23 protein-coding genes are annotated in these 24,408 nt (G+C 53.6%); 20 read left to right on the forward strand and 3 right to left on the reverse strand.

Going from position 1 to position 24,408, the window contains the following annotated elements; genetic code table 11:
• Positions 1-97: 97 nt before the first annotated feature.
• The 3 genes from recF to dnaA all read right to left on the reverse strand — a co-directional run bounded on the left by recF (position 98) and on the right by dnaA (position 4,055).
• Positions 98-1,216 (reverse strand): DNA replication/repair protein RecF, encoded by a 1,119-nt coding sequence (recF, locus tag G8764_RS16045; protein WP_166165681.1) that lies wholly within the window; start codon positions 1,214-1,216, stop codon positions 98-100.
• A 66-nt stretch (positions 1,217-1,282) separates the two neighbouring features.
• Positions 1,283-2,383 carry a DNA polymerase III subunit beta gene (dnaN, locus tag G8764_RS16050; RefSeq protein WP_166165682.1) on the reverse strand — a complete coding sequence of 367 codons (1,101 nt, stop codon included), beginning with the start codon at positions 2,381-2,383 and terminating at the stop codon, positions 1,283-1,285.
• A 127-nt stretch (positions 2,384-2,510) separates the two neighbouring features.
• Positions 2,511-4,055 (reverse strand): chromosomal replication initiator protein DnaA, encoded by a 1,545-nt coding sequence (dnaA, locus tag G8764_RS16055; RefSeq protein ID WP_207951921.1) that lies wholly within the window; start codon positions 4,053-4,055, stop codon positions 2,511-2,513.
• A gap of 454 nt (positions 4,056-4,509) precedes the next feature.
• Here dnaA and rpmH point away from each other — a divergent pair, with 454 nt between their 5' ends.
• The 20 genes from rpmH to glmS all read left to right on the forward strand — a co-directional run bounded on the left by rpmH (position 4,510) and on the right by glmS (position 24,385).
• Positions 4,510-4,644 carry a 50S ribosomal protein L34 gene (gene rpmH / locus G8764_RS16060; protein WP_166165684.1) on the forward strand — a complete coding sequence of 45 codons (135 nt, stop codon included), beginning with the start codon at positions 4,510-4,512 and terminating at the stop codon, positions 4,642-4,644.
• Positions 4,645-4,801: 157 nt separating this feature from the next.
• Positions 4,802-5,194 carry a ribonuclease P protein component gene (gene rnpA, locus G8764_RS16065; RefSeq protein WP_341806404.1) on the forward strand — a complete coding sequence of 131 codons (393 nt, stop codon included), beginning with the start codon at positions 4,802-4,804 and terminating at the stop codon, positions 5,192-5,194.
• On the forward strand, positions 5,191-5,445 hold the full coding sequence (gene yidD, locus G8764_RS16070; RefSeq protein WP_166165686.1) for a membrane protein insertion efficiency factor YidD: 255 nt from the start codon (positions 5,191-5,193) through the stop codon (positions 5,443-5,445). The genes rnpA and yidD overlap by 4 nt, the downstream gene beginning before the upstream one ends.
• Before the next feature lie 28 nt (positions 5,446-5,473).
• Complete coding sequence (gene yidC, locus G8764_RS16075; protein ID WP_166165687.1) at positions 5,474-7,198, forward strand: membrane protein insertase YidC; 1,725 nt, start codon at positions 5,474-5,476, stop codon at positions 7,196-7,198.
• A 43-nt stretch (positions 7,199-7,241) separates the two neighbouring features.
• Entirely contained in the window at positions 7,242-8,603 is a 1,362-nt protein-coding gene (gene mnmE / locus G8764_RS16080) for a tRNA uridine-5-carboxymethylaminomethyl(34) synthesis GTPase MnmE (RefSeq protein WP_166165688.1), read from the forward strand.
• A 566-nt stretch (positions 8,604-9,169) separates the two neighbouring features.
• Positions 9,170-11,071 carry a tRNA uridine-5-carboxymethylaminomethyl(34) synthesis enzyme MnmG gene (gene mnmG / locus G8764_RS16085; protein ID WP_166165689.1) on the forward strand — a complete coding sequence of 634 codons (1,902 nt, stop codon included), beginning with the start codon at positions 9,170-9,172 and terminating at the stop codon, positions 11,069-11,071.
• A gap of 64 nt (positions 11,072-11,135) precedes the next feature.
• The gene (rsmG, locus tag G8764_RS16090; RefSeq protein ID WP_166165751.1) at positions 11,136-11,717 is read left to right on the forward strand and encodes a 16S rRNA (guanine(527)-N(7))-methyltransferase RsmG; all 582 of its coding nucleotides are present in this window, start codon (positions 11,136-11,138) and stop codon (positions 11,715-11,717) included.
• Between the two features lie 27 nt (positions 11,718-11,744).
• Positions 11,745-12,539 carry a ParA family protein gene (locus G8764_RS16095; protein WP_166165690.1) on the forward strand — a complete coding sequence of 265 codons (795 nt, stop codon included), beginning with the start codon at positions 11,745-11,747 and terminating at the stop codon, positions 12,537-12,539.
• Positions 12,540-12,606: 67 nt separating this feature from the next.
• Entirely contained in the window at positions 12,607-13,500 is an 894-nt protein-coding gene (locus G8764_RS16100) for a ParB/RepB/Spo0J family partition protein (protein WP_166165691.1), read from the forward strand.
• Between the two features lie 220 nt (positions 13,501-13,720).
• The gene (locus G8764_RS16105; RefSeq protein WP_166165692.1) at positions 13,721-14,089 is read left to right on the forward strand and encodes an ATP synthase subunit I; all 369 of its coding nucleotides are present in this window, start codon (positions 13,721-13,723) and stop codon (positions 14,087-14,089) included.
• 130 nt (positions 14,090-14,219) lie between these two features.
• Positions 14,220-15,128 (forward strand): F0F1 ATP synthase subunit A, encoded by a 909-nt coding sequence (gene atpB, locus G8764_RS16110; protein ID WP_166165693.1) that lies wholly within the window; start codon positions 14,220-14,222, stop codon positions 15,126-15,128.
• 67 nt (positions 15,129-15,195) lie between these two features.
• Positions 15,196-15,444, forward strand: a complete 249-nt coding sequence (atpE, locus tag G8764_RS16115) for a F0F1 ATP synthase subunit C (RefSeq protein ID WP_166165694.1) — start codon at positions 15,196-15,198, stop codon at positions 15,442-15,444.
• Between the two features lie 49 nt (positions 15,445-15,493).
• Entirely contained in the window at positions 15,494-15,964 is a 471-nt protein-coding gene (locus G8764_RS16120) for a F0F1 ATP synthase subunit B (protein ID WP_166165695.1), read from the forward strand.
• Positions 15,965-15,976: 12 nt separating this feature from the next.
• A complete protein-coding gene (locus G8764_RS16125) occupies positions 15,977-16,513 on the forward strand; it encodes a F0F1 ATP synthase subunit delta (protein ID WP_166165696.1) in 537 nt (178 codons plus the stop codon).
• A gap of 34 nt (positions 16,514-16,547) precedes the next feature.
• Positions 16,548-18,092 (forward strand): F0F1 ATP synthase subunit alpha, encoded by a 1,545-nt coding sequence (atpA, locus tag G8764_RS16130; protein ID WP_166165697.1) that lies wholly within the window; start codon positions 16,548-16,550, stop codon positions 18,090-18,092.
• 69 nt (positions 18,093-18,161) lie between these two features.
• Positions 18,162-19,022: a F0F1 ATP synthase subunit gamma gene (gene atpG / locus G8764_RS16135; protein WP_166165698.1), complete on the forward strand. Its 861-nt coding sequence runs from the start codon at positions 18,162-18,164 to the stop codon at positions 19,020-19,022.
• A gap of 90 nt (positions 19,023-19,112) precedes the next feature.
• Entirely contained in the window at positions 19,113-20,495 is a 1,383-nt protein-coding gene (atpD, locus tag G8764_RS16140; protein WP_166165699.1) for a F0F1 ATP synthase subunit beta, read from the forward strand.
• A 101-nt stretch (positions 20,496-20,596) separates the two neighbouring features.
• The gene (locus G8764_RS16145; protein ID WP_166165700.1) at positions 20,597-21,022 is read left to right on the forward strand and encodes a F0F1 ATP synthase subunit epsilon; all 426 of its coding nucleotides are present in this window, start codon (positions 20,597-20,599) and stop codon (positions 21,020-21,022) included.
• A 126-nt stretch (positions 21,023-21,148) separates the two neighbouring features.
• The gene (glmU, locus tag G8764_RS16150) at positions 21,149-22,507 is read left to right on the forward strand and encodes a bifunctional UDP-N-acetylglucosamine diphosphorylase/glucosamine-1-phosphate N-acetyltransferase GlmU (RefSeq protein WP_166165752.1); all 1,359 of its coding nucleotides are present in this window, start codon (positions 21,149-21,151) and stop codon (positions 22,505-22,507) included.
• Between the two features lie 51 nt (positions 22,508-22,558).
• Positions 22,559-24,385: a glutamine--fructose-6-phosphate transaminase (isomerizing) gene (gene glmS, locus G8764_RS16155; RefSeq protein WP_166165701.1), complete on the forward strand. Its 1,827-nt coding sequence runs from the start codon at positions 22,559-22,561 to the stop codon at positions 24,383-24,385.
• Positions 24,386-24,408: the final 23 nt, after the last annotated feature.

Here is a 24,408-nt window from a genome sequence, read left to right on the forward strand (position 1 = left end):
GCAAATCGATGAGAGAATTTAATATAAACACTACGTACTGCTCCAGCTAAAACATGCACTATCAAGCATCAAGCCTGGAGCTTCCTTCCCAAAGGGCTTATTCAATCACTTCCGGGGTCAAGCTGCCGTGTTCCACGTGAAACACTTTTGTACTCACCTTGTCCTTTTTCGACAACAAATCCTGCCACGGACCAAGTACAGCCGCTCTTTCCACCCCTGTTACAAACACCTGACTACCCATTTCAATCAGCCAACCCGCCAATATAAACCGGAAGTTACTATCCAGTTCTGCCGGTAGATCATCAATCAAATACACACAACGCTTATCCAGTTGCTCTTTAAGCACCATGCCCTGGGCGATGTGTAACGCGCTAATCGAGACCTTTTGCTGGCCTCGGGATAAAACCTCCACGGCAAGGTTCTTACCTTGATAGAGTTTTAGGTCAGCTCGATGAGGGCCCTGCAAGGTGTAACCCAAATCAATATCTCGTTGGTGGCAGGCTCGCAACACTTCCCTTAGGGACTGCTCCGTATCCCAACCTGGAGAGTATTTGAGACGTAACCCATCAATACCAACACCTTCGGTCGCCAGAAGCTGACCACACTGTACTTCTAGCAAATCAAAGGCAGCACGCCGCATGGCGTGCAGTCGTTCGCCTGCCAGCGCCAACTCAGCATCCCAGGAATCCAGCATTAAACGGTCAATTTTACCACGTCTGATAAGGCTATTGCGTTGTTTTAGGCATTTTTCGTAAGCTCGCCAAACATCGAAAAACTCGTGTTCCACGTGGAACACCAACCAGTCCAGAAACTGCCGCCTGTTTTGCGGACTACCTTCCAGCAAAGCAAAAGAATGGCCATTAATTACCCTAATCGGCAAACTCTGCGCTAACTCGGCAGCCGCCGAACAACGCTGCCCGGCTTTTTTAATGATTACTTCGCCGTTGGCACTGCGCTGTATACCAACAGGAATTTGAACCTGATTGTCATCCAAAACAACACCAAAAACGGTATAGCTGCTGGCGTCGTAATTAATAAGGGATTTAAACTTGCGGCTGCGAAACGAGCGGCCGAGAGAGAGGATACTGACTGCTTCCAGAACACTGGTTTTACCACTGCCGTTATCGCCGTAGAACACATTCAGCCCCGGTGATAACAACAGATCGACCGCCTTGAGGTTACGCAAGTTGGTAACCACCAGGCGCTTTACAGTCATATAGGAATATCTTTAAAACACTATTATAAGAAACTAACCAGTATACCTGCCGTGCGTAGCCATAAATTACAAGCGCATTGGCATAATGACATAAACCGAATCGCTGTTTTCCGGTTCCTCCAGCAGAGCACTGCTATTGGAATCCGAAAGCGTGATTTTGATTTTATCAGAACTGAGAACCGAAGTGACGTCTTGCAAGTAACTGACGTTAAAGCCTATCTCCAGTGAATCGCCACTGTACTCCACACCAACCTGTTCCTCAGCCTCTTCCTGCTCCGGGTTATTGGCAACTATGGTTAATTGACCATCGGACAACAGCAGGCGCACACCACGATACTTTTCATTAGATAAGATCGCCGTGCGCGCAAAGGCCTGGCGCAACTCTTCTCGACTCCCAATCACTTCTTTATTTCCGCCCCGTGGCAGTACCCGCTCGTAATCGGGAAATTTTCCATCCACAAGTTTGGAAGTAAACGTGTAGTTTTCCGTGACAACCCTGATATGGTTAGACCCGAGCACGACATCGACCAGACCTTCCCCATCCAGCAGCCGGGCCAATTCCACCACACCTTTACGCGGCAAGATGGCCTGCACCGAAGCGTCAGTGCTGAATGATACAGGCCGAGTACACATAGCCAAACGGTGTCCGTCTGTAGCTACAGCGCGCAACAGCCCAGTTTGCACTTCCCACAACATACCGTTCAGGTAATAGCGCACATCCTGTTGCGCCATGGCGAAGCCAGTGCGATCAATCAAGCGTTTGATATCCTGTTGTTCACAGCTGAAAGAAATGTCCCCTGAAGCTTGCTCGACATTGGGAAAGTCGGCCGCGGGCAAGGTCGACAGGGTAAACCGACTGCGACCGGATTTAAGTACAACCCGCTGATTATCGTAACTGAAATTCAGCGTTGCATCGTCAGGGAGCGAACGACAAATATCCAACAATTTGCGTGCCGGGACAGTGATCTCACCTATATCTACTGAGTCAGTCAGATCGACTCTGGCGATAATCTCCACTTCCAGATCGGTACCGGTAATGGATAACTGGTTTTTATCCAAAGCCAACAGCACATTAGCCAAAACGGGCAAGGTCTGGCGACGCTCAACGACTCCGGCCACCAGTTGCAAAGGTTTCAAAATTGCTTCACGGGATACACTGAATTTCATGATTTTATCTCTAATCTCCTGGGTTCACTTCCTGCTTACCTAATCCGATGCGACTGAAAATCCCCTGCCAGCCACAACCAAATTCAACCGCGGTATCTCAACAAAATGGAGGTTAATAATAGCTTAATTACGTCGTCAGAGATCGCTGCAGATTCTTCCAATCCTCGCGAATATCCGCGTCTTGCTCACGCAGTTCCTTGATCTTGCGACATGCGTGTAACACAGTAGTGTGATCTCGTCCGCCGAACGCATCGCCGATTTCAGGCAGGCTGTGATTGGTCAATTCCTTGGCCAGCGACATAGCGACTTGCCGGGGTCGAGCAACCGAGCGACTGCGCCGTTTGGATAGCACGTCACTGACCTTTATCTTGTAATACTCCGCCACTACTCGCTGGATATTATCGATACTAACTTGCTTATCCTGTAGAGCCAGCAAATCCTTAAGCGCTTCTTTGACCAGGTTTACGTCAATGGCTCGGCCCGTAAAATGCGCATTGGCAATAACCCGCTTCAAAGCCCCTTCAAGTTCACGGACATTAGACCTGATCCGCTGGGCAATAAAAAAGGCCGCTTCATTGGGCAACAACATATTTGATTGCTCTGCCTTTTTCATCAGGATCGCGACCCTGGTCTCGAGCTCGGGAGGCTCTACTGAGACCGTCAAGCCCCACCCAAACCTGGATTTCAGGCGCTCTTCAAGTCCATTGATTTCTTTCGGGTAGCGATCGCAAGTCAGGATAATCTGTTGCCCACCTTCCAGCAGCGCATTGAAGGTATGAAAAAACTCCTCCTGTGATCGCTCCTTACCGGCAAAAAACTGAATATCATCAATCAACAGTGCATCCACCGAGCGGTAATAACGCTTGAAATCACTGATGGCATTCAGTTGCAAAGCCTTTACCATATCCGCCACAAACCGCTCGGAGTGCAAGTAGACAACCTTCGCGTGGGGATTTTGAGCTGCCATGGCATTGCCCACAGCGTGCATCAAATGAGTTTTGCCCAGACCTACACCGCCGTAGATAAACAACGGGTTATAAGCGCCGCCCGGGTTTTCCGCGACCTGCCGTGCGGCAGCCAACCCCAACTGATTGGATTTACCTTCAACAAAACTCTGAAACGTAAAACTCTCATTGAGATAGTTGCGATGCTTTAACCCGCCTTCAACTTCAACAGTCGAAGCGCGATTACTATTTTGCGGAGAAACACGAACCCCTTGTACTTCGCTTCTGAGCGCCGAGCTCGCATCGATCACATTGGTTACTGCCGACGACGCCTCTGGATTCGCGGGAGTATCAGGCGATTCGCCGGAAAAACCGGGAACTGCCGTGAGCGCGGGTTGAGTAATAATAGAAGGTTGTTTTTCACGGCGCTGGAATCGTCCGCCGGCAACTGGTGCATTGGCCACCAACAGCTCTACCGAGAAATTCATCTGGTTGCTATGCTGACCCGCTAACTCCTGTATCCGCGACAGAAATTTATCGTTCACCCAATCCATCACAAAACGATTTGGTGCGATTAATCTCAGATTTTGACCCGCAGAACCTGCATCGACTTTCAGGGGGCGAATCCAGGTATTGAACTGCTGCGACGGCAGCTCACTTTTCAATGATTCGGCGCATCGTTTCCAGACCGATTCTGGCAAAACCTCTCCCCTCAACAAGCTTTCCATTATTTTACTGAGCGCCCTTTTCGGCTGATTTTCTGAGCGCGGTATTTTACCCACAACCCGGGTAAGTTATCCACAATTAATTTTATATTTTCAGAACCCATTAAAATAATTATTTATATTTCAATAAGTTAGAAGGACGAATCTGAAGCATTTCCCATCATACACTCATCTTTGGTAGCAGCCCAGCCCCAACCACCTGTGTATAAGTCTGTGTATAAACTATTGAAAACTTGGTGATTAGCAGTGCAAAACACGGTACAGAAACCGATTTCACAAAATACTTCCCAGATCTGTAAATTGGTTGCAATACACGGCCTAATTTATTAGAATTCGCGCCTCTTTTTTCCTGCGTGAATCTCCTCCCCGCTGCCATGGTTTGCATTTTAGCGGCTCGGCAACAAAAGTAGATTCGCGCGATTGCTTCGGTTTATGACTTAAACAGCAGGACAGACCCATGAAAAGAACATTCCAACCCAGCGTATTAAAGCGCAAGCGTACCCACGGCTTTCGTGCTCGTATGGCCACTAAAAACGGCCGCAAGGTTCTGGCTCGTCGTCGCTCCAAAGGTCGTCAGGAACTGGCAGCGTAATAGATCCTGCGCTGTCACTCCTTGATCTGCAAAGAGGCCCATTCTTCCCGTTCAAGCTATTGCGGAAGTTTGCACTCCGGACTGCGCCCCCGGGTATTTTCCCGGGCGCCGGTCACTCCTAAATAATCGAACAGTAACATTGTCGATGGATAGTCGCGTGTCGAGTTTGGCTTTCACTAAGTCTCACAGGTTACTCAACGCCGGCGATTTTCAGGCTGTATTCAACGACGCCCCCGTGCGCGCACCACACGCTCATCTGCTGATTCTCTCCCGCCCAAACACCCGCAACCACCCTCGCCTGGGACTGGTAATCGGCAAGAAAAACGTTCGCCTGGCAACCAGCCGCAATCAAATCAAACGCCTGCTGCGCGAGACCTTTCGCTTGCGCCAGCAGGAATTGGCCGGGCTGGATATCGTTATCCTGGCGCGCAGAGGTCTCGACCAACTGGACAAGAAAAACCAGCACAAGCTGTTCGATAAACAGTGGTCCCGACTGATCAAAAAAGCCGGCGATCTGCAACCGCCGGCGCGCTCGGGAAATACGGCATGAAAGCTGCGGGTATCGCACTGATTAAAGTCTACCGATACCTCGCCAGCCCATGGGTCGGCAACCAGTGTCGCTTCTACCCAACCTGTTCGCACTACGCCGAAGAGGCTATCGGACATCACGGCCTGATAAAAGGCTGCATACTGACAGCGAAACGACTGTTAAAATGCCATCCCTGGCACCCCGGCGGTATCGATTTTGTCCCTGGTACCGAGCCGCAGCAGCACCCGGATACATCACCATCAGACCATTAACCAGTAATTAACTACGGCAGCGAATTAAATGGATTGGCAAAGAATAAGCATTTTGGGAGCTATAGGATTAGTTTCCATTCTATTGATTAACCAATGGGGAGAATTCCAGGAACGCAACCGGCCAGTTATTTCCCAGGAAACAACCATTACTACAACTCCGGGACAAGCTGTCGCAGATACTGCGCTGGACACTGTGCTGGAGGCTGATGCCGCCGCCGATTCAAGTATGGCCAGTGACATCCCAACCGCCACTGCCAGCAGCGAAAATCCGGCGAGCCTGCCGTCACCCGGTTTACCCGCCAAGAACCGCCTGGTCAGTGTCGAAACCGATACCCTCTCGGTATTGATCGACACCCTTGGCGGTGACCTTGTCAAAGTCGCCCTGTTGCAACACAAGGAATCCCTGGAGGACAAGAATAAACCGCTGATTCTGCTGAACCGCACCGAGTCGACTATTTATATTGCCCAAAGCGGACTGATAGGCCAAAACGCAACCGACACCGCCGCCGGTCGCCCGCTGTTTCGCAGTGGCCAGCCCCAATACAGCCTTGCCCAGGGACAGGACAGCCTCTCGGTTGATCTGTACTACCAGCAAGGCGACGTCAAAATTACCAAACGTTTCACCTTCCAGCGCAACAGCAATCTGGTCAATGTCGAATACCTGATTGACAACCAGAGCCCGGAAACCTGGCAGGCCGCCATGTACGGCCAAATCAAGCGCGACAGCCACAACCCGGTATCCGCTGACGGGCTTGGCATGCAACCCTATCTGGGCGCCGCGCTGACCACCACCGAAACCAACTACAAAAAGCTCGATTTTGACGATCTGGCCGACCCCGACCTGGTGCGCGCCGGCGGTTTTAAAACCAGCATCCAGGGCGGCTGGGTCGCCATGGTGCAACACTATTTCCTCAGTGCCTGGATCCCCGACAGTGAGCAAACCAATAACTACAGTTTGCGCAAAGGCCGCGGTGACATCTACCTGTTGGGCTTTACCAGTCCCCAGACCGCCGTGCCCGCCGGTGGCCATGGCGTTATAAAAGCTTCTTTTTATGCCGGCCCCAAGGACATTGACCTGCTGGAGTCCATATCGCCCTACCTGGACCTCACTGTTGATTACGGCTGGCTCTGGTGGATTGCCAAACCGCTGTTTCACGTGCTGGACTTTATCCACGGCATTCTCGGCAGCTGGGGCTGGTCTATTATCGCCCTGACCGTATTGATTAAACTGGCTTTCTTTCACCTGTCCGCCACCAGTTACAAGTCCATGGCGAAAATGCGCAAGTTCGGCCCCGAAATGCAGCGCATGAAGGAACTCTATGGTGACGACCGCCAGAAGATGTCCCAGGAGATGATGAAGCTCTATAAAAAGGAGAAGATCAACCCGCTCAGTGGCTGTCTGCCCATCCTGGTGCAGATGCCCGTGTTTATCTCCCTCTACTGGGTACTGATGGAGAGTGTGCAATTACGCCACACCCCGTTCCTGGGCTGGATTGCCGACCTGTCCGTCAAGGACCCCTACTTTATCCTGCCGGTGGTCATGGGCGTCACCATGTGGATCCAGCAAAAACTCAACCCGACCCCACCGGACCCTACCCAAGCCAAGGTAATGCAGTTATTGCCGCTGGTGTTTACCTTTATGTTTATGTGGTTCCCCGCTGGCCTGGTGCTCTACTGGGTGGTTAACAATACCCTCTCCATCGCCCAGCAATACGTGATTACCCGCCAGATTGAAGCCGGGGACAAAACCTAGCGCGCTGACGCTGCCGAGCACTTGCGACAACCTCCGGGAGCCTATGCCTTACCGCACAGACACCATAGCCGCCATAGCCACCCCGCCCGGTAAGGGCGGGGTCGGCATTGTGCGCGTATCCGGCCCGGCCGCCGCCACCATTGCGGCGGCCGTAATCGCTGCCCCCCTGCAGCCACGCAAGGCTCACTACGGTGCCTTTCTCGACGGCGACCAACACACCATTGACGAGGGATTAGCGCTCTATTTCCCCGGCCCAAACTCTTTCACCGGCGAGGATGTGCTGGAACTGCAGGGCCATGGCGGCCCCATCATTCTCGACTGCCTGCTGCGCCGGGTCACCGAGCTGGGCGCCCGCCTGGCCAAACCGGGGGAGTTTTCCGAGCGCGCTTTTCTCAACGACAAGCTGGACCTGGCCCAGGCCGAGGCCATTGCCGACCTGATTGAAGCCTCCTCCGAACAAGCCGCCAGAAACGCCGTGCACTCCCTGCAGGGCGCCTTTTCCAAAGAGATACACCAGCTGGTGGAAGCGCTGATCCAACTGCGCATTTACGTCGAAGCGGCCATCGACTTTCCGGAGGAGGAAATTGATTTCCTCGCCGACGGTAAGGTCGCCAGCGATCTGCAGCAGATTCTGCAGCAATTGCGTCGGGTGCAGGAGCAGGCGCGCCAGGGCTCGCTCCTGCGTGAGGGCATGAAGGTGGTCATTGCCGGTCGCCCCAACGCCGGTAAATCAAGCCTGCTCAATGCCCTGTCCGGGCGGGAAGCGGCTATCGTTACCCACATAGAAGGCACCACTCGCGACGTGCTGCGCGAGCAAATACACATCGATGGCATGCCTCTGCACATTATCGATACCGCCGGCCTGCGCGACAGCCCCGACGAGGTGGAGCAAATCGGCATCGCCCGCGCGTGGCAGGAAATTCGCGCCGCAGACCGCATCCTTATGGTGGTGGATTCCACCACCACCAGCGAGCGGAAAGCGGCCGCTATTTGGCCGGAGTTTGTCGACCAGTTGCCGGATCCCGACCGCATCACCCTGGTTTTGAACAAGTCCGATCTCAACCCCGCCTGCACTACAGAGCTGCCAACCGAGTCGGCGGTAATCCGTTTATCGGCCAAAACCGGAGCTGGCATTGACCAGCTGCGCACCCACCTGAAAGAGTGTATGGGTTACGAGGCCACCCTGGAGGGTGGCTTTATCGCCCGCCGTCGCCACCTGGATGCCCTCCAGCGAGCACTGAGTGCCCTGCTTACCGGTCAGCAGCAATTGCTGGACATGGGTGCCGGTGAGTTGCTGGCGGAAGATTTGCGCCAGGCACAAAATGCACTGGGTGAAATCACCGGCAGCTTTACCCCGGACGAATTACTCGGGCGCATCTTCTCCAGTTTCTGTATTGGCAAATAATCTTCGCCATTCTTCTTCCATCGCTTAATCCCCCTATTTTGTCACCTGAAAGCTCCTGCGTGCCCTTGTAATCTATTTACCACCATAAGATACAAAGGTTATCCACAACTATTCACAGGTTTATCCCCTAAGCGTCTGAAAATTAATACTTTTGCCTGACCTAAAAGCCAAAATGTGGACAACGCCTGTATCCAGCCTGAATTAACTGGGCATGAAAATGGGGATAACCGGGAGTTTCTCCTGCCAGCCTCTATCTCACCTTTTCTGTCAGCAGGATAGCAGCAGCTTGTGAGCAGGACATACCGCTTCAATACAGCTCTTACAAATCTTGTAAAATTTTGTTTTTAAAAGATTTTTTTGGCTTATCCACAGATATCTGCGCGACCATTAATAACAACAACTACTTAACAACATATATATATTTAAAAGATTATTAATTAATAATTTTGTTTTATAGGCAAAATCCATCGCTGAAATTTTGATCAAATCCGCCAGCACCCCTATAATATGCGGCCGCCGAAATTTGCCTTCGGCCACAGAGTCATTTTTCCCCCTGAGATCAGTGTATGGATTATCCGAAACGCTATGATGTAATCGTGATTGGTGGCGGTCACGCTGGTACCGAAGCTGCGCTGGCAGCTGCGCGTATGGGGGTCGATACCTTGCTATTGACCCACAACATCGAAACTCTGGGGCAGATGAGTTGTAACCCGGCGATTGGCGGTATTGGCAAGAGCCACCTGGTGAAAGAGATTGATGCCCTGGGTGGTGCCATGGCCCTCGCCACCGACCAGGGTGGCATCCAGTTTCGCACCCTCAATGCCCGTAAAGGGCCAGCCGTGCGGGCCACCCGTGCCCAGGCGGACAGGATTCTGTACAAGGCGGCAGTGCGCAATATCCTGGAAAACCAGCCCAATCTCGATATCTTCCAGCAGGCAGCTGACGACCTGATCGTCGCTGACCACGGCCAGGGCGAGCGGGTCGAGGGTGTTGTTACGCAGATGGGGGTTCGTTTCCACGCCACCACGGTGGTGTTAACCGTGGGCACATTTCTCGGTGGCAAAATCCATATTGGCTTGCAAAATCACTCCGGCGGCCGCGCCGGTGACCCGCCCTCTATCGCCCTGGCGCAGCGATTGCGCCAATTGCCGCTGCGAGTCGGCCGCTTGAAAACCGGAACTCCACCGCGAATTGACGCGCGCAGTGTCAATTTTTCCGGTCTTGAGCAACAGTACGGAGATACGCCGGAACCGGTGATGTCCTTTCTCGGCCGGGTGCAAGATCACCCCCGTCAAACCTGTTGCTGGATTACCCACACCAACCAGCGCACCCACGACATCATTTTCAAGGGGCTGGATCGATCCCCCATGTACACCGGCGTGATCGACGGTATCGGTCCGCGCTACTGCCCATCGGTGGAAGACAAGGTGCATCGTTTCGCCGACAAGGACTCGCACCAGATATTCATCGAACCCGAGGGGCTGACCACCCACGAACTCTATCCCAATGGCATATCCACCAGCCTGCCCTTTGACGTGCAGCTGGAACTGGTGCACTCCATCAAAGGCTTCGAGAATGCCCATATCACTCGTCCCGGCTACGCCATCGAATACGATTTCTTTGACCCCCGTGACCTCAAATACAACCTGGAAAACAAGTGCATTGACGGTCTCTATTTTGCCGGCCAGATCAATGGCACTACTGGCTACGAAGAGGCCGGGGCCCAGGGGTTGCTGGCCGGTGCCAATGCCGCGCTGCGAGCCCAGGGCAAGGACGACTGGTGCCCGCGCCGGGATGAAGCCTATATCGGGGTGCTGGTCGACGACCTGATTACCATGGGCACCCGCGAGCCCTATCGCATGTTTACCAGCCGGGCGGAATATCGCCTGCTGTTGCGCGAGGACAATGCCGATTTGCGCCTTACCGAGACCGGTCGCAAGTTGGGTTTGGTGGACGATGCCCGCTGGCAGGCGTTCACTGAAAAGCGGGAAGCGATCGAGCTCGAGCAGCAGCGACTGCGCGACACCTGGATTCAGGCCGGCAGCAGCGCCGCGACGCAACTGGCTGAAAAGCTGAAATCGCCGCTGCAGCGGGAATACAGCTTGCTGGATTTGTTGCGGCGGCCGGAGTTGACCTACGCTGATGTGGCGGCCCTCAAGGGTACCCCCAGCGACAACCCCCAGGTTAGGGAGCAAGTTGAAATCGATGCCAAGTACGCCGGTTACATCGACCGTCAACAGGACGAGATCCTGCGGGTACGCCAGCACGAAAATACCCCCATTCCCGCTGATTTTGACTACCTTGTGGTGGAGGGGTTGTCCAATGAAATCAAGCAAAAACTTGCCGATGCCCGCCCTGAAACCCTGGCCCGAGCGTCGCGAGTGCAAGGTGTCACGCCGGCGGCCGTGTCGCTGTTATTGATCTACCTGAAGAAAAAAGGCCTGTTGAAAAAACAGGCGCTGGTGTAATCTGCCGGTGGTTGAGGTAGTGGAAGACAAGTTACTGCAGCAATTGCTGGGCGGGCTCCAGCAGATGGGGCTGACGGTCAGCGAACACCAGGCCAGCCAACTGATCGCTTACGTGCAATTGTTCGACAAATGGAACCAGGCGTTTAACCTGTCGGCGATTCGCGACCCCCGGCAAATGGTCGATCGCCACTTGCTCGACAGTCTCAGTGTGGCCCCCTATATCGAGGCCGAGCGCATTGTCGATGTAGGCACCGGTGGTGGCCTGCCGGGCATTCCGCTGGCTATTTTCTTCCCGCAAAAGCGTTTTACCCTGCTGGACAGTAACGGCAAGAAAACCCGTTTTTTGTTCCAGGTAAAAACCCGGCTCGGCCTGGATAATGTCAGTATTGAGCATACCCGCGTTGAAGCCTGGCAGCCGCAGCCGCTGTTTGAAGCAGTCATCAGCCGGGCGTTTGCCAGTCTCGGGGATATGCTGGCGGGCTGCCAGCACTTGCTCCAGCCGGACGGTGTTTATTACGCCATGAAAGGCATTTATCCACATGACGAGTTGAGAGAGGTGGGAAAACACTATAAGGTTTTAGCCTCTCACACCCTACAGGTCCCCCGCGAAGACGGACAACGTCATTTGCTGGTGTTATCCAGTTAATCTTATTTGGTTTTGCAGGACACTCATTTGACCAGAACATTCGCCATCGCTAATCAGAAAGGTGGGGTCGGCAAGACCACTACTTGTGTCAATCTGGCTGCATCGCTGGCGGCCACCCGCAAAAAAGTCTTGCTGGTAGACCTCGACCCCCAGGGCAATGCCACCATGGGCAGCGGGATCGACAAGAACAGCCTCGACCTGTCCATCTACGAAGTACTGGTCGGCAGCTGTACTGCTGAGCAGGCTCTGGTGTACTCCGAAACTGGCGATTTCTCGGTGTTGCCGGCCAATGGTGATCTGACCGCAGCGGAAGTGGAGATGCTGGAGTTATCCGCCAAGGAGCGACGCTTGCGTGAGGCCCTGGGCAGTCTCGATGGCCGTTTTGATTACATCATTGTGGATTGCCCGCCATCGCTCAACATGCTGACCGTTAACGCACTGGTGGCTTGCGACGGGGTGATTATCCCCATGCAGTGTGAGTATTACGCACTTGAGGGCTTGTCGGCGCTGGTCAACACCATCAACCAGATTCAGGCGGTACTCAACCCCGGGCTGCGCATCGAAGGCATCTTGCGCACCATGTATGATCCGCGCAACAGCCTTACCAACGACGTCTCGGCGCAGTTAACGAGTTATTTCGACGATCGTTTATATCGTACCTGTGTACCGCGCAATGTGCGCCTGGCGGAGGCGCCGAGTTTTGGCCAACCCGCCTTGGTCTACGATCGTCAATCCAAGGGCGCTATTGCTTATTTGGCTCTGGCGGGGGAAATATTGCGCCGCCATGAAGCGGCTCAAGTCAACGAAACCGTGCAGGCCTGAGCCGCTTGCGTATAACTCGCTAACGCTTAAAGCCCCGCCTCGAGATCAAGCAGGAATTCAAAATTTTATGGCAGCAAAACGAAAAGGACTGGGACGTGGATTGGACGCCCTGTTAGGCACCAATGCCAACTCACCTGCAGACGCAATTGCTGCCGTCACTTCACCGGAGGAGGGGCGCGACGGCAAGTTGAGTCAATTACCGGTGGAGTTTATCCAGCGCGGCAAGTACCAGCCGCGTCGGGACATGAACCAGCAGGCTCTGCAGGAGTTGGCGGAGTCCATCAAAAACCAGGGCGTCATGCAGCCCATCGTAGTGCGTCCGATAGCTGCGGATCGTTACGAAATCATTGCCGGGGAGCGACGCTGGCGTGCCACCCAGCTGGCGGGGCTGGACACCATCCCCTGTGTGATCCGCGAGGTCACTGACGAAGCCGCCATCGCCATGGCGCTAATTGAAAATATCCAGCGCGAGGATCTCAATCCCATTGAAGAGGCCATTGCCCTCAAGCGTCTGCAAGACGAGTTTGGTTTGACCCACCAGGAAGTGGCCGAAGCGGTGGGTAAATCCCGCACCACAATCACCAACCTCCTGCGCCTGATCAGTCTGACCGAGGATGTAAAAACCCTGTTGGAACACGGTGATCTGGAAATGGGCCACGCCCGCGCGCTGCTGACACTGGAGGATGGGGAGCAGAGCGACATTGCCCGCCAGGTGGTGGCGAAAGGGCTGTCAGTACGCCAGACCGAAGCGCTGGTGCGTAAAATCCAGCAAGGGCTGCCGAAAATAGAAGTTGAAAAAGCCGATGCGGACGTCAGCAAACTGGAAGAATCCCTGTCGGAAAAAATTGGCGTGCCGGTTTCCATCTCTTACAACAACAAAGGCAAGGGCAAACTGGTGTTGAATTACAGCAGCCTGGATGAACTGGATGGCATACTTGTGCACCTGGGATACAACCCCTAGGGTTATTGCTACTTTTCACCACAAGATAGTGTATTCAACTAATTGATGAGGCGACTGTTGACGCTTACGGTTGATTGCCGGGGTGCTTCAACCTATAATTCGCGTCGCTCTTATGGTTACAAAATGAGCCGATATGGGCAAAGTTAGAGCAGAACTGGCAGTATTTCGACATCGAGCGTAATGAGAGAAGACGCGTTGATGAGCATCAGGTGAGCAAAAGGTGGGCATAAAAAGACCGCCGGTTTACCGAGTGGCGGTGAAGCAACTGCTAGTGTTAATGCTCGTGGGAGTAGTATTGGGGGTTATCGACACTCGCCTGGCCTGGTCTGTGGTGAGTGGCGGATTAATAGCGATCATTCCTCATTTCTACTTCACCGTTTCCGCTTTCCGCTTTCAGGGAGCAGCGGCTGCCGCGCAGGTTACGCGATCATTCAATCGCGGCGAGGCCGGTAAATTTGTACTAACCCTGCTGGGTTTCGCTTGTGTGTTCGGGTTTTTACCCCAGCTACAGGCAGGGGCGGTTTTTGCCGGATTTATCGGCATGTGGTTACTGCAGGTCTGGTTGACCGCGCAAGCTTTGCAAGCTTGAACAAGAAAGCGCCAAGCAGCAAATTGGCGAATAGTGATTGCAAAACGTATTAATTGAAAAGTTGTAAAAGCCCACTGCAGGGCAGCGGTCTTTTGCAACTTTTTAAACTATTTAGGGTGCTTGAGAAACGATGGCAAGCGAAGGGCTGACACAAACAGGTTATATTCAACATCACCTGCAAAATATGGCGTACGGCAAACTGCCGGCCGGTTATGTGCGGGTAGATGCCGAAGGACATCAACATGTGCTGGAGCAAGCGACATGGACGCTGGCGCATACTTCCCAGGAGGCGGCCGACATGGGTTTTTGGGCTGTCCACCTGGACACCCTGGGCTGGTCGATCGCTCTAGGCGCGCTGTTTTGCTTCCTCTTTACCCGGGCGGCCAAAAGAGCTACCAGTGGTGTACCCTCCGGTCTGCAAAGCTTTGTTGAGCTGGTGGTGGAGTTTGTCGACGGGGTTGTGAAAGACACCTTTCACCACAGCAACAAACTGGTTGCACCTATGGGCCTGACGATTTTCATGTGGGTTTTTATGATGAACCTGATGGATTTGGTGCCTATTGACTGGCTGCCGCTGGGCGCCCAGGTCATCTCTGGTGATCCCCACCTGTTTTTCAAAGTAGTCCCCACCACAGACCCCAATGCCACTTTGGGCATGGCCATTGGCGTATTCCTGCTGATGATATTCTTCAGCATCAAGAACAAGGGAATTGGCGGGTTTGTAAAAGAGTTGGCTCTGCATCCGTTTAACCACCCTCTGATGATTCCCTTCAACCTGTTCCTCGAGCTGGTTGGTCTTATCGCCAAGCCCATATCTCTGGGGCTCCGATTGTTCGGTAACCTGTACGCAGGTGAGATGATATTCATCCTGATTGCCCTGCTCTACTCGGCTGGTTTGATTGCCGGCATTGGCGGCGGCGTACTGCAGTTGGGCTGGGCGATTTTCCACATCCTGGTAATTACCTTGCAGGCTTTTGTCTTTATGGTGTTGACCACTGTGTATATGGCAATGGCCCACGATGTCGACGAGAGTCACTGATTTTTAAGCTTTTTCAACTTTAACTTTCAACCTTTAAACTTTTAAACACTTAAAACTGGAGAAAACAATGGAAGCAATTGGTTTGGTATACGTAGCTAGCGCACTGCTGATCGGTTTGGGCGCACTGGGTACTGCAATCGGCTTTGGTACCTTGGGTGGCAAGCTGCTGGAAGGTTCTGCACGTCAGCCGGAACAGGGTCCTGCCCTGCAGGGTAAAATGTTCCTGATGGCAGGTCTGCTGGATGCGGTACCAATGATCGGTGTTGGTATCGGCATGTACCTGATCTTTGTTGTTGCACCTGGTCTGGCGGGCTAATTACCTCTGTCTTTAATAAACTTTCCTTAAAGAACAATGAGGTGTCGGTGTGAACATTAATTTGACTTTGATTGGTCAAACGATTTCGTTCTTTTTCTTCGTGTGGTTCTGCATGAAGTTTGTTTGGCCAGCGCTCATGGCCGTAATGGCAGAGCGTGAAAAGAAAATCGCCGATGGTCTGGAAGCTGCTGATCGGGCAGACAAGGATCTTGAGTTAGCGCAGAAAAAAGCTACTCAACAAATGCGACAGGCTAAAGAAGAAGCAGCGGCAATCATCGAGCAGGCCAACAAGCGTGCTAGCCAGATTGTTGAAGAAGCCAAAGAACAAGCTGTTGCCGAAGGCAAGCGCCTGAAAGCAGCGGCTGCAGCGCAGATCGAGCAGGACGTTAACCGCGCGAAAGAAGAGTTGCGCGGTAAGGTTGCCAAGCTGGCTCTGGCGGGTGCTGAAAAAATTCTTGGCGCTACTATCGACGAAGCCGCAAACAGCGATCTGGTAAACCAGCTAGCTGCTGACTTGTAAGTGAGGTAGACAATGGCCGAGCTTACGACCCTAGCCAGACCTTACGCCAAGGCCGCTTTTGAAATCGCCGATAAAAGCGGTGATTTGCAAAAGTGGTCGCAAATGTTGGTTCTCGCTGCTGCGGTTGCGCAGCACGACGGAATGATCAAGGTATTGTCTTCGCCAGCACTCACTGCAGAACAAAAGTCGAAAGCTTTTGTGGATGTGTGTGGTGATGAGCTGGACGAACAGGCCATCAACATGATCACTACACTGGGTGAAAACAAGCGCTTGACCCTGCTGCCACAAATTCAGCAGTTGTTCGAAGTGCACAAAGCCCAGCGAGAGCGCTCCGTCGATGTCGAGGTAACCACGGCGTTCGAGTTGTCAGGCGAATTGCAAAATAAGTTGGCGAAGGCACTCAGTGCCAAGCTGAACCGTGAAGTAACTTTATCTGCTTCGGTAGATAAAACCCTATTGGGTGGGGCCCTGGTAAGAGCGGGTGACACAGTAATTGACGGTTCGGTGCGTGGTCGATTGGCCAAGCTCGCCGAAGCGATGAACTCCTAGTCCGGTCGGCCGGAAAGGAATTGAGGAACAGAGCATGCAGCAACTGAATCCTTCTGAAATCAGTGACATTATCAAGCAGCGCATCGAAGGTCTCGATGTTTCTGCCAAAGCCCAAAATGAGGGCACAGTCGTTTCTGTAACGGATGGTATTATTCGTATTCACGGTCTGGAAGACGTGATGTACGGTGAAATGATTGAGTTTGAAGGTGGTGTCTATGGTATGGCACTTAACCTCGAGCGCGACAGCGTCGGTGCGGTAGTCCTGGGTGACTACCAGGGTGTGGCGGAAGGCCAGACCTGTAAATGTACCGGCCGAATCCTTGAAGTACCGGTGGGTGAAGAATTGCTGGGTCGCGTCGTTGACGCCCTCGGTAACCCCATCGATGGCAAGGGCCCAATCGGCAACAGCTTGACCGACGCAATTGAAAAAATTGCACCCGGTGTAATTGAGCGTAAATCCGTTGACCAGCCAGTGCAGTTCGGTTTGAAATCCGTGGATGCGATGGTGCCAGTAGGTCGCGGTCAGCGTGAGCTGATTATTGGTGACCGCCAGACTGGTAAAACAGCCATCGCGGTGGATGCGATTATCAACCAGAAAGGCACTGGCATTAAGTGTGTCTATGTTGCGGTCGGCCAAAAAGCATCCTCGGTTGCCGCAGTGGTGCGCAAACTGGAAGAGCACGGTGCAATGGACCATACCATTGTTATCGCTGCCACCGCATCCGACCCTGCCGCTATGCAGTTTCTGGCGCCTTTCGCCGGCACCACTATGGGCGAATACTTCCGCGACCGCGGTGAAGATGCCCTGATCGTGCACGATGACTTGACCAAGCAAGCCTGGGCTTATCGTCAGATTTCCCTGCTGTTGCGTCGTCCTCCTGGCCGTGAAGCTTATCCTGGTGACGTTTTCTACTTGCACTCGCGCCTGTTGGAGCGTGCTTCACGGGTCAATGCCGATTACGTGGAAAAATTCACCAAGGGCGCAGTAAAAGGCAAGACCGGTTCCCTGACCGCACTGCCAATTATTGAAACCCAGGCTGGTGACGTTTCCGCCTTCGTACCGACCAACGTGATCTCCATTACCGATGGCCAGATCTTCCTCGAAACCGACCTCTTTAACTCCGGTATCCGTCCGGCGATGAACGCAGGTATTTCGGTATCTCGAGTTGGTGGTGCGGCCCAGACCAAAGTTATCAAGAAGCTCTCCGGTGGTATTCGTACCGCGTTGGCCCAGTATCGCGAACTGGCAGCTTTCTCCCAGTTTGCTTCCGATCTTGACGAGGCGACCAAGTCCCAGCTGGATCACGGTGCTCGCGTTACCGAGTTGATGAAGCAGAAGCAATACTCACCGTTAAGCATCGCCGAAATGGGCGTGATCCTTTACGCCGCCAACGAAGGTCACTTGAAAGATGTGGCCATCGAGAAGCTCGGTGCTTTTGAGTCTTCCCTGCTGTCCTATATGAACAGCGAGCACGCTGATCTGATGGACAAGGTCAACGCTAGCGGCGACTACAACGACGAAATCGAGTCTGGCTTTAAAGCGGCCCTGGCGAAATTCAAGTCGACTCAGACTTGGTAAGCGGCATCGCCAGGTGTCGTAAACACGACACCTGGTAGTCACTGACACTAGATTTTAGGGGAGCCGCTAATGGCAAGCGGAAAGGAAATACGTACTCAGATAACGAGTATTAAAAGCACGCAGAAAATCACCAGCGCCATGGAAATGGTGGCGGCGAGCAAGATGCGCAGAGCACAGGAACGTATGCAGTTGGGCAAGCCCTACGCGCAGCGTATCCGTTCAGTGGTCGGCCATATTGCCAATGCCAATCCGGAATACAAGCACCTCTTTATGCAGCAGCGTGAAGTTAAGCGCGCCGGGTTTATTCTGGTTTCCACTGACCGCGGTCTCTGCGGTGGCTTGAACGTCAACATGTTCAAGGCGGCCATTCGCTCCATGAAAGAGCTGAATGACCAGCAAGTGCAGATTGATCTGTGCCTGATTGGCGCCAAGGCATCGGCCTTTTTCAAAAGCTACGGTGGTAATGTAGTAGCGGCTGTACGTGACCTGGGTGAAGACCCCGGCATCGCTAAGCTGATCGGCAGCGTGAAAATTATGCTCGACAACTACGCAGCTGGAAAAATTGACCAGCTGTTTTTGGTCGGCAACGAGTTCGTCAATACCATGACACAAACTCCTTATGTGCAGCAGTTGCTGCCGTTGTTAGCCGAAGATGACAAGAAGTTACAACACCCCTGGGATTACCTGTATGAGCCGGAAGCAAAAGAATTGCTGGAAGGTTTGCTGATTCGTTACATCGAATCCCAGGTGTACCAGGCGGTGATGGAAAACAGTGCCTGTGAAATGGCCGCGCGGATGCTGGCGATGAAAAACGCCACTGACAATGCGGGTGATTTGATTGATAGCTTGCAGCTGGTCTACAACAAGGCCAGACAGGCAGCAATTACCCAGGAACTGTCAGAAATTGTGAGTGGTGCAGCGGCGGTCTAAGAAGCTAGTCCTGGTTGATGACTGCAATACGCCAGGCTCTCAGCGCTGTCATAAAATTTATTTTTAAACTTTGTAATTGAGGATCCGGAAATGAGTAGCGGACGTATCGTACAAATTATTGGTGCCGTTATCGATGTGGAATTCCCTCGTGACTCCGTACCGAAAGTCTACGACGCTTTGCTGGTGTCTGAAAAGGGGTTGACCCTTGAAGTTCAGCAGCAGCTGGGTGATGGCATGGTGCGCACTATTGCGATGGGTTCTTCCGAGGGCATCAGTCGAGGCCTGAGCGTTGAAAACACCAAAGCCCCAATCTCTGTGCCTGTGGGCGTTGAAACCCTGGGCCGCATTATGGACGTATTGGGCAACCCCATCGATGAGGCTGGCCCGATCGGTGAAAAAGACCGTGCGGCCATTCACCGCAAGGCACCTGCCTATGACGAACTGGCGGCTTCCGAAGAGTTGCTGGAAACCGGCATCAAGGTTATCGACCTGGTTTGTCCGTTCGCCAAGGGTGGTAAGGTTGGCCTGTTTGGTGGTGCCGGTGTGGGCAAGACCGTAAACATGATGGAGCTGATCAACAACATCGCCAAGGAACACAGTGGTTTGTCTGTGTTTGCCGGTGTAGGTGAGCGTACTCGTGAAGGTAACGACTTCTACTACGAGATGGAAGAATCCAAGGTACTGGATAAAGTTGCCATGGTTTACGGCCAGATGAACGAGCCTCCAGGCAACCGTTTGCGCGTGGCCCTGACCGGTTTGACCATGGCGGAAAAATTCCGTGATGAAGGCAAGGACGTTCTGCTGTTCGTCGATAACATCTACCGTTACACCCTGGCCGGTACCGAGGTATCAGCCCTGTTGGGGCGTATGCCATCAGCGGTAGGTTATCAGCCAACCCTGGCGGAAGAAATGGGTGTGTTGCAGGAGCGTATTACCTCCACCAAGACCGGTTCAATTACCTCGGTCCAGGCTGTATACGTACCCGCGGATGACTTGACTGACCCGTCCCCTGCCACCACCTTTGCTCACCTGGACTCCACCGTTGTACTGAGTCGTGATATTGCGGCCAAGGGTATCTACCCCGCTATCGACCCACTGGATTCCACCTCGCGTCAGCTCGATCCGCTGATTATCGGTGAGGATCACTACGCAGTGGCTCGCGGTGTGCAGTCGGTCTTGCAGCGCTACAAGGAACTGAAGGACATCATTGCCATTCTCGGCATGGACGAATTGTCAGAAGAAGACAAGCTGACTGTTTCTCGTGCTCGAAAAATTGAGCGCTTCCTGTCGCAGCCGTTCCACGTGGCGGAAGTATTTACCGGTTCACCCGGCAAGTACGTTTCCCTCAAGGACACACTGGCTGGTTTTAAAGGCATTCTTGACGGCAACTATGATGATCTGCCGGAGCAGGCGTTCTACATGGTTGGCAGCATAGATGAAGCAATCGAAAAAGCCAAAAAGCTGAAGAAGTAGATTGGCCGAGTTGAGCCAGCCGGCAGGTCCGGCTGGTGCGAGCAACGACATCGAGACACACGCGGGCCAATCGAGCGGCCCTGTCGAAAGAGGCGAAAAGCATGGCTATGACTGTCCACTGTGACATCGTTAGCGCTGAAGAGGAAATCTTTTCCGGCCTGGTGGAGATGATAATAGCGGCAGGTACTGAGGGTGACGTAGGTATTTCCTACGGCCACGCGCCGTTATTGACAGCTCTCCAGCCAGGACCCATCCGCATTATAAAAGCCGGTGGCGAGGAAGAAGTTTTCTATGTTTCTGGCGGGTATTTAGAGGTTCAGCCTTATCTGGTGTCTGTTTTGGCGGATACCGCCCTGCGGGCGAACGATATGGATGAAGCCGCTGCGCTGGAAGCCAAGCGGGCTGCAGAGCAGGCTCTGGCTAACCAAAGCAGCGAGCTTGACTACTCCCGAGCGGCCATTCAATTGGCGGAAGCAGCAGCGCAATTGCGTACTATCCAGGCGATCCGGAAAAAGCACCACGGTTGATACCGGGAATTGCCAGTTAGTAGCGAACCTGAAAAGGGTAGCCAAAAGGCTACCCTTTTTTTGTTTGTTGCGCGCCTATACGCTACCTTTAAAGTAATCGAACCCTGCATGAAAGAGACTGATCGTATGCTGGAAGTTATTGTATTAGCAGCGGGCAAAGGCACCCGCATGAAATCCAATCGGCCCAAGGTATTACACCCCATAGCCGGCAAACCGATGCTGTCCCATGTACTGGGCAGTGCCCGTGCTTTGAATCCACTCCGTTTGCACCTGGTGATGGGGCACGGCAGTGAATTGGTGGCCGCCAACTACGGGGCGGTCGATGTAAACCTGGTCTTACAGGAACAGCAATTGGGCACCGGCCACGCGGTATTGCAGGCGCTGCCGGATATGCAAGACGACAGTATTGCCCTGGTTCTCTACGGTGATGTACCGCTGATCAAAGCCGCTACCCTGCAGCGCCTGCTGGAGCGTGTGAGCGAGAATACAATGGGATTATTGACTGTAAACCTGGTCAATCCCCAGGGTTATGGCCGTATTCTGCGGGATGAAAATGGGGCGGTGAGCGCCATCGTCGAACAAAAAGACGCCAGCGCTGAACAGTTGCAGATTGCCGAGGTGAATACCGGCTTGATGGCCGTGCGGGTAGCTGATTTGCAGCGCTGGTTGCCGCAACTGCACTGCGATAACGCCCAGGGAGAATACTACCTGACCGACATTATCGCTATGGCTCGGGCCGAAGGATTGAGCATAGTCACTGAACAACCGGACAGTGAAAATGAAGTGCTGGGGGTTAATAATCGCCAGCAACAGGCTCAATTGGAGCGCTTTTATCAACAGCAGATCGCCAGCCAATTAATGACCGAGGGCGTAACCTTACTCGACCCCGAGCGCTTCGACTGCCGCGGTAAGCTGGTGGTAGGCAGCGATGTCATTATCGACATTAACTGTGTTTTTGAAGGTGAGGTAAACATTGGCAATAATGTGCGGATTGGCCCCAACTGTGTGTTGATCAACAGCAGTGTGGCGGACAACTGCGTTATCAAGGCCAACACCATCCTCGAAGAGGCGACTATCGGTGCAGACTGCGAACTGGGTCCTTTTGCCCGGGCCAGGCCGGGCACGGTGATGGCGCAGGGGGCGAAGCTGGGCAATTTTGTTGAGACCAAGAAAGCCAATATTGGTGCTGGCAGTAAGGTCAATCACCTCACCTATATTGGCGACGCCGACCTCGGTGCTGGCGTCAATGTCGGGGCTGGTACCATTACCTGCAACTATGACGGTGTCAATAAATGGCAGACGACGATTGGTGACGGTGCTTTTATCGGCTCCAACAGCAGTTTGGTCGCGCCAGTTGCCATCGGCGCTGGCGCTACCGTGGGCGCGGGGTCTACTATTACCAATGCGGTGCCTGACCATCAGCTGGGCGTTGCCAGAGGCAAGCAGCGCAACATCGGCAAATGGAAAAAGCCGGAAAAACAATAGCGCGGCTTTTCCCTGCTGCTCGCTTGTCTGGAATTGAATGGAAGTTGAACTATGTGTGGAATCGTGGGCGCTGCTGCACAGCGCAATGTGACGAAAATATTGGTTGAAGGCCTCAAGCGCCTGGAATACCGCGGCTATGACTCGGCCGGACTCGCTGTTATTTGCGATCAGCAGTTGACCCTGCGCAAGGCGCTGGGCAAAGTCGCGGGCCTGGAAGAGAAGTGTATTGCCAACCCGGTCAAAGGCGTGGTCGGAATTGCCCACACGCGCTGGGCCACTCACGGTAAACCCAGCGAATTGAACGCCCACCCGCACAGCTCTGATCATATCGCGGTGGTTCATAACGGCATCATTGAAAACCACGCCCAATTGCGTCAGCGCCTGCGCAACCAGGGCTATGAGTTTGTTTCGGAAACCGATACCGAAGTTATTTCCCATTTGCTGCACAGCCTTTACGACCAGGCCGGCTCACTGCGTGAGGCACTGCGGCTGGCCATCGCCGAGTTTGACGGCGCCTACGCGCTGGGAGTTATCTCTACCCGCGAGCCGGATACTCTGGTGTGCGCCCGCAGTGGCAGCCCACTGGTAGTGGGCGTGGGTTTCGAAGAGAATTTTATTGCTTCCGATCCGCTGGCGCTGCGCCAGGTTACCGATCGCTTTATCTATCTTGAGGAAGGGGACCTGGCGGTAGTAACGGCGGCTAATATCGAAATATTTGAACAGTCAGGCAAGCCGGTTACTCGCCCGGTGGATCGCATCACCGAAACTGATGAGGCCAGCGACAAAGGGCAATATCGCCACTTTATGCTCAAGGAAATTCATGAGCAAACCCGGGTATTGCGCAATACGTTGCAGGGGCGAGTCAGTAAGACTGCGGTGCTGGACGGTTGTTTTGGTACTGATGCCCAGACTATTTTTGACCAGGTCGAAGCCGTGCAGATCCTGGCCTGCGGTACCAGCTATCACGCCGGAATGATCGCCCGCTACTGGTTTGAGGATTGGGCCGGTATCCCCTGTGCAGTGGAAGTGGCCAGTGAGTATCGCTACCGCAAATCAGTGGTCAGGCCGAACACCTTGTTTGTCAGCATTTCCCAGTCCGGTGAAACCGCAGATACCCTGGCGGCCCTGCGCGGCAGCCGTGAGAGCGGCTATCTCGCCAGTCTTACGGTGTGCAATGTCGCCAATAGCTCGCTGGTACGGGAATCAGACCTGAGCCTGATGACCCTGGCGGGGCCGGAAATCGGTGTGGCCTCAACCAAGGCCTTTACCAGCCAGTTGGTGGCACTGCAATTACTGGTGATCGCGCTTGGCAAACGGGCGGCCATGAGCCGGGAAACCGAGGCGGAACTGGTTGCTGCCCTGCACCAGTTACCGGGTTTGTGCGAACAGGTACTGGCGCTGGACAGCCAGATTGTGCGCATCAGCGAAGCCTTTACCGAAAAGAAGAATGCCCTCTTCCTGGGCCGCGGGGTGGATTACCCCATTGCCATGGAAGGTGCCTTGAAACTCAAGGAAATATCCTATATTCACGCCGAGGCCTATCCCGCGGGCGAATTGAAACATGGGCCGCTGGCGCTGGTGGATGACGACATGCCGGTGGTGGCAGTGGCACCTAACAACGAACTGCTGGAAAAGTTGAAATCCAACCTGGAAGAAGTGCAGGCGCGGGGGGGCAAGCTGTTTGTGTTTGCCGATGAAAGTGCCGGCTTTATGAATGACGGCAATACAACGGTATTTAACCTGCCCCATGCGCCGTTGAGTATTGCCCCGATACTCTACACCCTGCCGTTGCAGCTACTCGCCTACCACGTTGCGGTATTGAAAGGCACCGATGTAGACCAGCCTCGCAACCTGGCCAAATCCGTCACTGTGGAATAAATGTCACCCTTCACATAGCCGGC

This window comes from Pseudomaricurvus alcaniphilus (assembly GCF_011440395.1).
GTDB classification, from domain to species: domain Bacteria; phylum Pseudomonadota; class Gammaproteobacteria; order Pseudomonadales; family Cellvibrionaceae; genus Pseudomaricurvus; species Pseudomaricurvus alcaniphilus.